This is a genomic window from Salipiger sp. (genome assembly GCF_059781815.1).
The window spans coordinates 1-8,923 of the sequence record NZ_JBYNAH010000213.1 but is presented as its reverse complement, the minus strand read 5'-3'; the positions used below and the strand labels follow the sequence as shown (position 1 = coordinate 8,923).

Sequence of the window (8,923 nt, the reverse complement as noted above, 5' to 3'; positions counted from 1 at the left end):
ACGTGGTGAAGACCGTGACCAACGAGGTGGTGACCGCCGAGGAGCTTGGCGGCGCCTCGACCCACACCAAGAAGAGCTCGGTCGCCGACGGCGCCTTCGAGAACGACGTCGAGGCGCTGGCCGAAGTGCGCCGCCTCGTCGACTTCCTGCCGCTCAACAACCGTGAGAAGCCGCCGGTGCGGCCGTTCTTCGACGATGTGGCGCGGGTCGAGGGCTCGCTCGACACCATCATCCCCGAGAACGCCAACCAGCCCTACGACATGAAGGAGCTGATCCTGAAGGTCGCCGACGAAGGCGATTTCTACGAGATTCAGGAAGAGCACGCCAAGAACATCATCACCGGCTTCATCCGACTCGAGGGCCAGACCGTGGGCGTGGTGGCGAACCAGCCGATGGTGCTCGCCGGCTGTCTCGACATCGACAGCTCGAAGAAGGCCGCGCGGTTCGTGCGTTTCTGCGACTGCTTCGAGATCCCGATCCTGACCTTCGTCGACGTGCCGGGCTTCCTGCCGGGCACCGGCCAGGAATATGGCGGCGTCATCAAGCACGGCGCCAAGCTGCTCTTCGCCTATGGCGAGGCGACGGTGCCGAAGGTGACGGTCATCACCCGCAAGGCCTATGGCGGCGCCTATGACGTGATGAGCTCCAAGCACCTGCGCGGCGACGTGAACTATGCCTGGCCCACCGCCGAGATCGCGGTGATGGGGGCCAAGGGCGCGACCGAGATCATCCACCGTGCCGATCTGGGCGATGCCGAGAAGATCGCCAAGCATACGGCGGATTACGAGGATCGCTTCGCCAACCCCTTCGTGGCAGCGGAACGCGGCTTCATCGACGAGGTGATCCAGCCGCGCTCGACCCGTCGCCGGGTCAGCCGTGCCTTCGCGATGCTGCGCAACAAGACGCTCAGCAACCCGTGGAAGAAGCACGACAATATCCCGCTCTGAGCAGGCCTTGGGGGAGGGGAGCCATGCGCCGCAAGGGCTGGCATACGCAGGAGCTGCAGGGTGAGCTGATCCTCGCCCGCCGCTGGCCGGCGCGTTTCGACCTGAGCGTCGAGACGCGGCTGCCGCCGGTTGGCCGCAAGGCCCGACTGGCGCATCAGGTGCGCCAGGATCTCTGGCGTGCGCTGCAATCCCTGCGCGGCTTCTCGCCCTGCGTCTCCGTCACCGAAGAGGCCGGCGCGACGGTGCTGCGCGCCGGTGGTCAGCTCGATGGCGCCGCCCCGCGCGCGCAGGCCGAGGCGCGGCTCGTTGCCGTGCTGGAGGATCCGCGCAACCGCGCCCGCTGGCTGAGGTGGGCGCGATGAGCTTCTGGTCAACGCTCATGTTGCTCTCGGCCTCGTCGCTTCCGGCGCTGGGCGAGGCCGTGGCCGTGCCCTCGGGCATGGAGGTCCGCTTTCACGACATGATCTGGGATCAGCCGGGCGGGGCGCTGACCTACCGCTTCCGTTTCGTGGCCCCCGAGATCGGCGGCCCGGCCCCGCGTGAATTCGCCGAGGTGTCTGCCGACATGGATCTGCTGTGCCAGGAATTCGCGCTGCCGCGGATCTCGGTGATCGGTCCGCAGCCGCCGCGGGTGATGATCTCGCTGATGGAGTCGCCGGTCGAATTCGGGCAGGCGAATCCCGACGTGATCCAATATTTCGAGGCTTATTCGGTCAGCGAAGGTCGCTGCATCTGGGAGGCTTTTTGATGCTCCCACAACATCTTGCTGGCAGAAGCTTAGTTCCGCTCATCTTTGAGGCTTTGCTGCCACAAATCGACCTATGCGCGCATGTTCGATATTGTCCTGTCACAGATTGGGCTATGTTGGGGATTGATTGCACCCAAGCAATCGAAACCTCGGAACGAGGACGGGCAGGGCCGGAGGCTCATGTCGGTTCCGTTGAATGTGACAGGAGAAAAAGATGTCCAAGAGCATCAAAGTGCTTGCAATGCTTGGTCTGTTCGGTCTCGCCGCGTGCGGCCAGCAGGAAGAAGAGTTCGTTGTCGTCGATCCGGAGCCGATCACGACCGAGCCCGTCTACACCGGCAAGTACAAGTAATACTGCTGGGCGGGCTTTCGGGCCCGCCCATCTTCCGGCCCAGCGATCTCAAGGTCTTGTTGACCGAGATCATGGCTGTCCTTCCCGCGATTGCTACTGTTCGACGCACCGGTTCGACGTAACTCAGGCGACGTTGCAGCAAGCGGGAGGTCAAGAGTTCCACCAACAGTCTCATTCGTCGCGGTCTTTGCTCAGGCGCAGGGCCTCGCTGCCCGTGCTTGGCCTCGGCCCGAGCCGCCGCTCTGTGACAGGGGGCGCGCGTCCGATGCTGGCGCCGAGCCGACCGACGTGCCAGACGACGGCAGCGGCAGTGGCAGCCGTAACGAGACCCAGAACGAAAATCAGAATCAGAACCGGAGCGATCCCGAGACCCGCAATCAGACCGGCTCTTCGTGGTGGGCTGCCTCAGGGCGGTCTCGCACACCTTGGCGACCGGGATGTGACCGTCGGTCAGGCGCATGCGCGCCCGCTCCGTCTTGAGAGGGCAACATGCTGAAACATCGCGGCTTTCCCGGCCGTCTTCCCGGAACCGATTACCAGTTCGTCATCCGCCGCGCCAACCCGCGCGGGGTCACGCCGTTGACGCGGCGCGAGCGCTTCCGCGATCGGAAGTCGGCGGACAAACGCGCGGACCTCGCCTTCATGGCGTCGCTTTGGGCGCATTTCGGGACCGAACCCTTCGAGCGCGGCAATCTCGATGCTGGCCGGCTGAGCTGGCTCTTCGGGCGCGAGGTGCTGCCCTATGACGACCCGTTCGATCCCGCAAGCTACGACTCGCTGCTGGTGATCGACGAGCAGGCCGCGCGCGCATCCTTTCCCGAAGCCTTCGAGGAGAACGACGATTGGGCGTGATGCTGCCTGTCCCGGCCCGCGCTGAGCGGAGCAGCGCCGACGCGAGGGCGTTCGGCGAATACCGCTATGCGTGTGTTGCCGACTCAGGCAAGGTCGAGGTGTTGCGAGTTGTCCGGTGCCACCGCAGAGGCCCGGGCAAACACCGTTACCCTTCCCCTCGCGGGCGGCGCGGCACATCCCCTGGCCCGTCGTCCGCCTTTCTTTTTCCGCAGCGTCATGGCCCCGTGCGGGTTTCCGCCGGCGCTCGGCAGGCCGTCGCCGGTGTCGCGACGACCGTGAAATTTGCGTGGAACCCAATTCAGATTTGTGGCGTTGATCTTGCGACCACTCAACTGAATCTAAGGGAATTTTTTCCATGGCAAAATACGCCGTTCGCATCGCCGCCATCCTTGGCCTGTTCACCGTCGCAGCCTGCGAGACGTCCGATCTCGGCCGCGCCGGCATCGGGGCTGGCAGCGGCTATCTCATCGACCGCGCCGTGGGCGGTGACGGCACCATCGGCGCTGCCGTGGGCGCGACCGCAGGCGTCGTCTGCGACGATGTCACCCCGCAATACTGCAACTGATCGCCTGATCTCCGCCGCGCCCCGCGCGGCGGCCAGCACAACATCGAAGCCATCGGAGCCGCGCGCTCCGGTGGCTTTTTTCGTGGCCGCTCCCCGCACGGGCAGGGCCTGAGGAATACGTAGGAAAGGGACGAAGATGTTCGACAAGATCCTGATCGCCAACCGGGGCGAGATCGCCTGCCGGGTCATCAAGACCGCGAAGAAGATGGGCATCAAGACGGTGGCCGTCTATTCCGAGGCCGACAAGCACGCGCTGCACGTGGCGATGGCCGACGAGGGCGTGCATATCGGCCCGCCGCCGGCCAACCAGTCCTATATCGTGATCGACAAGATCATGCAGGCGATCAAGGACACCGGCGCGCAGGCGGTGCACCCGGGCTACGGCTTCCTGTCGGAGAACCCGAAATTCGCCGATGCGCTCGAGGCCGCCGGCGTCGCCTTCATCGGACCGCCCAAGGGCGCGATCGAGGCGATGGGCGACAAGATCACCTCGAAGAAGATCGCCAAGGAAGCCGGCGTCAGCACGGTGCCGGGCTACATGGGCCTGATCGAGGACGCCGACGAGGCGGTGAAGATCTCCGGCGAGATCGGCTACCCGGTGATGATCAAGGCCTCCGCCGGCGGCGGCGGCAAGGGCATGCGCATCGCCTGGAACGATCAGGAGGCGCGCGAGGGCTTCCAGTCGTCGAAGAACGAGGCGGCCAGCTCCTTCGGCGATGACCGCATCTTCATCGAGAAATTCGTCACCCAGCCGCGCCACATCGAGATCCAGGTGCTCTGCGACGCCCATGGCAACGGGCTGTGGCTGAACGAGCGCGAATGCTCGATCCAGCGCCGCAACCAGAAGGTCGTCGAGGAGGCGCCGAGCCCGTTCCTCGACCCCGAGACCCGCAAGGCGATGGGCGAGCAGGCGGTCGCGCTGGCCAAGGCGGTGGGCTACACCTCTGCCGGCACGGTGGAATTCATCGTCGACGGCGAGAAGAACTTCTACTTCCTCGAGATGAACACCCGCCTGCAGGTGGAGCACCCGGTCACCGAGCTGATCACCGGCATCGACCTGGTCGAGCAGATGATCCGCGTCGCCAATGGCGAGCCGCTCTCGATCACCCAGGACGATATCGGCATCAACGGCTGGGCCATCGAGAACCGGCTCTACGCCGAAGATCCCTACCGCAACTTCCTGCCCTCCATCGGCCGCCTGACGCGCTACCGTCCGCCGGCAGAGGGGGAACTGGGCGAGGGCATCGTGCGCAACGATACCGGCGTCTACGAGGGCGGCGAGATCTCGATGTATTACGACCCGATGATCGCCAAGCTCTGCACCTGGGGTCCGACCCGCGAGGCCGCGATCGAGACCATGCGCAACGCGCTCGACAGCTTCGAGGTCGAGGGCATCGGCCACAACCTGCCCTTCGTGGCGGCGGTCATGGACCACGAGCGCTTCATCACCGGCAACATCACCACCGCCTTCATCGCCGAGGAATATCCCGACGGCTTCGAGGGGGTGACCCTGTCGGACGCCAAGCTGCGCGAAGTGGCGGCGGCTGCGGCGGCGATGAACCGGGTGGCCGAGATCCGGCGCACCCGCATCTCGGGCACGCTCGACAACCACGAGCGCAAGGTCGGCGACGTCTGGAACATCTCGCTGCAGGGCGAGAGCTTTGACGTGACCATCGCCGCCGACAAGGCCGGCTCGACCGTGACCTTTGCCGACGGTGGCGAAATCCGCGTCGATGGCGACTGGACGCCGGGGCAGGCGCTGGCCCACATGGTGGTGGACGGCAAGCCGCTGGTGCTCAAGGTCGGCAAGATCTCGGGCGGCTTCCGCATCCGCTCGCGCGGGGCCGATCTCAAGGTGCACGTGCGCACCCCGCGTCAGGCCGAGCTTGCGCGGATGATGCCCGAAAAGCTGCCGCCCGACACCTCGAAGATGCTGCTCTGCCCGATGCCGGGTCTCATCGTCTCGATGAACGTGGCCGAGGGCGACGAGGTGCAGGAGGGCCAGGCGCTCTGCACCGTCGAGGCGATGAAGATGGAGAACATCCTGCGCGCCGAGCGCACCGGTGTGGTCAAGAAGATCAACGCCGGCCCGGGCGACAGCCTCGCGGTCGACGACGTGATCATGGAGTTCGAGTAACTCCGGCATGGGCGGGCAGGAGCGGGCATATGGCGGCCTCAGGCTGGAGCGCGTCGTCGCTCCGGTTCTGGTGGCGTTGGCCTGCCTGATCCTGTTCGTCTGGCCAAGGCTTCCGGAGAGCCTGCCGCAACGGCTCGTGAGCTTTGCGGCGGTGCTGCTGGTGGCCTACTGCATCTTCGATGCCAAGGTGCTGCGGGTGTTGTGGAAGGCGGCGCTTGTTGCCGCCCCCATCGCGCTTTTCGGTGTCGCCTCGGTGCTGGCGCTGCTGCCGGTGATCGACGGCATGGCGAACGGGAACGCGCAAAACCCGCGGTATCTCTATCAGGGGCTGATGGCCGGCGGCGTGGTCGCCGCGGGCTGGGTCTTTACCTTCCTCGTGCAGACATGGCGCGAGGAAAGCGCCCGCGACAAGGCGCTGAACGAGACGCTGCTGGCGCTGCGCTCGGAGGTGTTCGATTACCTGTCCGACATCCTCGAGCTCTGGGAGCGCTCGGCGCCCTCGGCGGCCGACGCACGGCTCGAGGCGCTGACCGCGACCATGCTGGGCCATGACGCGCGCGGCCGCAGCGTGGCGGAGCGCATCGCCGAGGAGGGCTACGAGCCCTTCATCCCGAGCGGCAAGGAGCCGGTGGTTCTGACCACGCTGGCGCCGAACCTGCAGCTGCTGCCCGAGGAGGTGATGCAGCCGGTGATCGGCTTCTACACCCAGCTTGGCGACGTGCAGCGGCTGGCGCAGGATCTCAATGGCGCGGCCTATCGCCGGCTGGGGCGGGCGCGCCGGGCCGAGATCTATTTCGATTTCGAGGAAGTGCGTCTGCAGACCGTGCGGGTCGGCTGTCAGGCCTGGCTGGCGCTCAACGCGCGCACGCGGCCACACAAGCAGGATCAGGAGGTGTTCCGCCTTCTGGCAGAGGCCGACACCAGCCGCGCGCGGCCGGATTTCGCGGCGCTCGTGCCCGCGGGGGCGGACGAATCGCGCAGGTCAGATCGCTCCGGAGATGCGGAGCGGTCCAATGATTAAGTCTTTGGATTCAGTAGCTGATCTTCGGGCCGGAACGATGCGGAGAGCGTTCGACCGGCTCTGGAAGCGGCTTGAGGAAGATCCGCTGCAGATATGTGATGAGCTTGCCCATGGCTCAGATATAGCCCGGGACGGTGTGAAATTCAATCATCCGCACCGCGCGGCTCATTGCGCGGGCAGGGCGCGGCGGTCGCGCACCTCCTGCTTTCGCAGGGGCTGCTTGTCGATCGAGCGCGAGATCTCGCGCACGTCCCACGGCGCGGGTTTGCGCAGCAGGATGGTGCCGTCCTTGGCGATCAGCACGAACATGAAGCCGCGCGCCCGGAGCGTGTGCCGGATCGGCGTGTCCGCCGAGGGATCGGTGTCGGTGATCACCACCACGTCGCGATCCTCGAGCGCGTCGAGCCGCTCGGAGATCAGCTGCATCTGCTGCACGTATCGCGGATCGGCGGGGTTGTCGGCGAAGACCACCAGCGGCCGCTTCACCCAGAGGAACTCGTCTAGCGTCGAGTCTCCCGCCGGCCGGATCATCTCGTCGAGCGTGTCCGGCGTTTCGGCGCCCTGCGCCGCACCGAAGCTTGCGGTGAGGGTAAAAAAGACGAGCGATGCGAGGGTCATGCGGCGGTTCATGCCCAGAGATATAGGCACGGGGTCGCCGAGTTCACAACGTTTGCCGCGGTGTCGCGACGATTTTTCCGGGTTTAACCGCATTCTCATGGAGGGCTGCGCATGATGCCGCGGATCGTTTCCATGAGGGTTGGGGCAGATGCAGATCATTCTGCACGTGGGCGCGCACCGCACCGGAAGCACGAGCTTCCAGACCTATCTGCGCGGCGCCGCGTCGGCGCTCGAGGCGCAGGGCACCGGCTTCTGGGGGCCCTGGCGCACCCGCAAGGGGCTGTTTCACGGCCTGATCGGGGCCGAGGCGCTGCCGGGCGATCTTCGGCAGGCGCAGAGGCGCGTGCGTGTGGCGGCAGAGGCCTCGGCGCGGCGCGGTGTGGCGCGGCTGCTGGTCTCGGACGAGAACATGCTGGGCACGCCCCGGGCCTGCCTGCGCGCGGGCACACTCTACCCCGACGCCGGGGTGCGGTTGCAGCGGATGCGCGCCGCTTTCGGCTCGGTGGACCGCGTGGTGCTGCAGATCCGCTCGCCCGAGGCGTGGTGGGCCTCGGCGCTGGCCTTTCTGGTGGCGCGCGGCGTCGCACCGCCGTCGCCCGCGCGGCTGGACCAGCTGTCGCAGAGCCCGCGAGGCTGGCGCGCGGTGATCGCCGACATCGCCTGCGCCCTGCCGCGCACCGAGCTGGTGGTGACGCGGTTCGAGACCTTCGCGGCACGCCCCGATGCGCTGCTTTGCGCGGCATCGGGCCTGACGCAGGCACCGCCGCTGCCGCCGCAGGGCATCTGGGCGCATCGCAGCCCAACGCTGCCGGAGCTGCGCGCGGCGCTGGCCGCGCGGCACGACGATTTCCCGCTGCCCCCGGGGCAGGGCGCCTGGCGCCCGTTCAGCCCCGCGCAGGCGGCCCGGATGCAGGAAACCTATGCCGACGATCTGTTCTGGCTCATGGCCGGGGCGGACGGGTTGGCACGACTGACAGAGGACCCGAAGCCCGGCAGGGACAGGAGGCACTGGCCGCCGGCTTCACAGAAGAGAGGACAGGACGATGACAGCCAAGGTGGACGACTGGCGGGCACTCGCTGAAAAGGAGCTGCGGGGCCGCCCGCTCGAGGATCTGACCTGGAAGACGCTGGAGGGCATCGAGGTCAAGCCGATCTACACGGCGGCGGATGTCGAGGGGCTGCCGCAGGTCGGCGAGCTTCCCGGCTTCGAGCCCTTCACCCGCGGCGTGAAGGCGACCATGTATGCCGGAAGGCCCTGGACGATCCGGCAATATGCCGGCTTCTCCACCGCGGAGGAATCGAACGCCTTCTACCGCAAGGCGCTGGCCGCCGGTCAGCAGGGCGTCTCGGTGGCCTTCGACCTCGCCACCCACCGCGGCTATGACAGCGATCACCCGCGCGTCGTCGGCGATGTCGGCAAGGCCGGCGTGGCGATCGACTCGGTCGAGGACATGAAGGTGCTGTTCAACGGCATCCCGCTCGACAAGGTCTCGGTCTCGATGACGATGAACGGCGCGGTGATCCCGGTGCTGGCCAATTTCATCGTCACCGGCGAGGAGCAGGGCCACGACCGCGCGCTGCTCTCGGGTACGATCCAGAACGACATCCTGAAAGAGTTCATGGTGCGGAACACCTATATCTATCCGCCCGAACCCTCGATGCGGATCATCTCCGACATCATCG

The 8,923-nt window shown here is 66.6% G+C and carries 11 protein-coding genes; 10 read left to right on the top strand and 1 reads right to left on the bottom strand.

Annotated features, from left to right (window positions below):
- The 8 genes from AC6RA4_RS20080 to AC6RA4_RS20045 all read left to right on the top strand — a co-directional run.
- Positions 1-947: acyl-CoA carboxylase subunit beta (locus tag AC6RA4_RS20080; protein WP_500163376.1), on the top strand; the 947-nt coding region annotated here is incomplete at its 5' end.
- 23 nt (positions 948-970) lie between these two features.
- A complete protein-coding gene (locus AC6RA4_RS20075) occupies positions 971-1,309 on the top strand; it encodes a hypothetical protein (protein WP_500163375.1) in 339 nt (112 codons plus the stop codon).
- The gene (locus tag AC6RA4_RS20070) at positions 1,306-1,695 is read left to right on the top strand and encodes a DUF6497 family protein (protein ID WP_500163373.1); all 390 of its coding nucleotides are present in this window, start codon (positions 1,306-1,308) and stop codon (positions 1,693-1,695) included. The genes AC6RA4_RS20075 and AC6RA4_RS20070 overlap by 4 nt, the downstream gene beginning before the upstream one ends.
- Before the next feature lie 214 nt (positions 1,696-1,909).
- A complete protein-coding gene (locus tag AC6RA4_RS20065; RefSeq protein WP_007798398.1) occupies positions 1,910-2,047 on the top strand; it encodes a hypothetical protein in 138 nt (45 codons plus the stop codon).
- A gap of 489 nt (positions 2,048-2,536) precedes the next feature.
- Positions 2,537-2,899 (top strand): hypothetical protein, encoded by a 363-nt coding sequence (locus AC6RA4_RS20060; RefSeq protein ID WP_500163371.1) that lies wholly within the window; start codon positions 2,537-2,539, stop codon positions 2,897-2,899.
- 355 nt (positions 2,900-3,254) lie between these two features.
- Positions 3,255-3,464 (top strand): hypothetical protein, encoded by a 210-nt coding sequence (locus AC6RA4_RS20055; protein ID WP_500163369.1) that lies wholly within the window; start codon positions 3,255-3,257, stop codon positions 3,462-3,464.
- A 136-nt stretch (positions 3,465-3,600) separates the two neighbouring features.
- Positions 3,601-5,601 (top strand): acetyl-CoA carboxylase biotin carboxylase subunit, encoded by a 2,001-nt coding sequence (locus AC6RA4_RS20050; protein ID WP_500163367.1) that lies wholly within the window; start codon positions 3,601-3,603, stop codon positions 5,599-5,601.
- Between the two features lie 7 nt (positions 5,602-5,608).
- A complete protein-coding gene (locus tag AC6RA4_RS20045) occupies positions 5,609-6,622 on the top strand; it encodes a hypothetical protein (RefSeq protein WP_500163366.1) in 1,014 nt (337 codons plus the stop codon).
- 165 nt (positions 6,623-6,787) lie between these two features.
- On the opposite strand, the gene AC6RA4_RS20040 is transcribed toward AC6RA4_RS20045, so the two are convergent.
- Positions 6,788-7,240 carry a DUF4174 domain-containing protein gene (locus AC6RA4_RS20040; protein WP_500163364.1) on the bottom strand — a complete coding sequence of 151 codons (453 nt, stop codon included), beginning with the start codon at positions 7,238-7,240 and terminating at the stop codon, positions 6,788-6,790.
- A gap of 148 nt (positions 7,241-7,388) precedes the next feature.
- On the opposite strand from AC6RA4_RS20040, the gene AC6RA4_RS20035 reads away from it, so the two are divergent.
- Together AC6RA4_RS20035 and AC6RA4_RS20030 are read left to right on the top strand one after the other, a co-directional pair.
- Positions 7,389-8,321 (top strand): hypothetical protein, encoded by a 933-nt coding sequence (locus tag AC6RA4_RS20035; protein ID WP_500163363.1) that lies wholly within the window; start codon positions 7,389-7,391, stop codon positions 8,319-8,321.
- A partial coding sequence (locus AC6RA4_RS20030; RefSeq protein ID WP_500163361.1) for a methylmalonyl-CoA mutase family protein occupies positions 8,284-8,923 on the top strand: 640 nt, incomplete at its 3' end. The genes AC6RA4_RS20035 and AC6RA4_RS20030, both read left to right, overlap by 38 nt.

Excerpts from the sequence above, each read along its gene's own strand:
- AC6RA4_RS20050 (WP_500163367.1), top strand. The coding sequence starts at position 3,601 with ATGTTCGACAAGATCCTGATCGCCAACCGGGGCGAGATCGCCTGCCGG.
- AC6RA4_RS20035 (WP_500163363.1), top strand. The coding sequence starts at position 7,389 with ATGCAGATCATTCTGCACGTGGGCGCGCACCGCACCGGAAGCACGAGC.
- AC6RA4_RS20055 (WP_500163369.1), top strand. The coding sequence starts at position 3,255 with ATGGCAAAATACGCCGTTCGCATCGCCGCCATCCTTGGCCTGTTCACC.
- AC6RA4_RS20065 (WP_007798398.1), top strand. The coding sequence starts at position 1,910 with ATGTCCAAGAGCATCAAAGTGCTTGCAATGCTTGGTCTGTTCGGTCTC.
- AC6RA4_RS20070 (WP_500163373.1), top strand. The coding sequence starts at position 1,306 with ATGAGCTTCTGGTCAACGCTCATGTTGCTCTCGGCCTCGTCGCTTCCG.
- AC6RA4_RS20060 (WP_500163371.1), top strand. The coding sequence starts at position 2,537 with ATGCTGAAACATCGCGGCTTTCCCGGCCGTCTTCCCGGAACCGATTAC.
- AC6RA4_RS20040 (WP_500163364.1), bottom strand. The coding sequence starts at position 7,240 with ATGACCCTCGCATCGCTCGTCTTTTTTACCCTCACCGCAAGCTTCGGT.
- AC6RA4_RS20075 (WP_500163375.1), top strand. The coding sequence starts at position 971 with ATGCGCCGCAAGGGCTGGCATACGCAGGAGCTGCAGGGTGAGCTGATC.
- AC6RA4_RS20045 (WP_500163366.1), top strand. The coding sequence starts at position 5,609 with ATGGGCGGGCAGGAGCGGGCATATGGCGGCCTCAGGCTGGAGCGCGTC.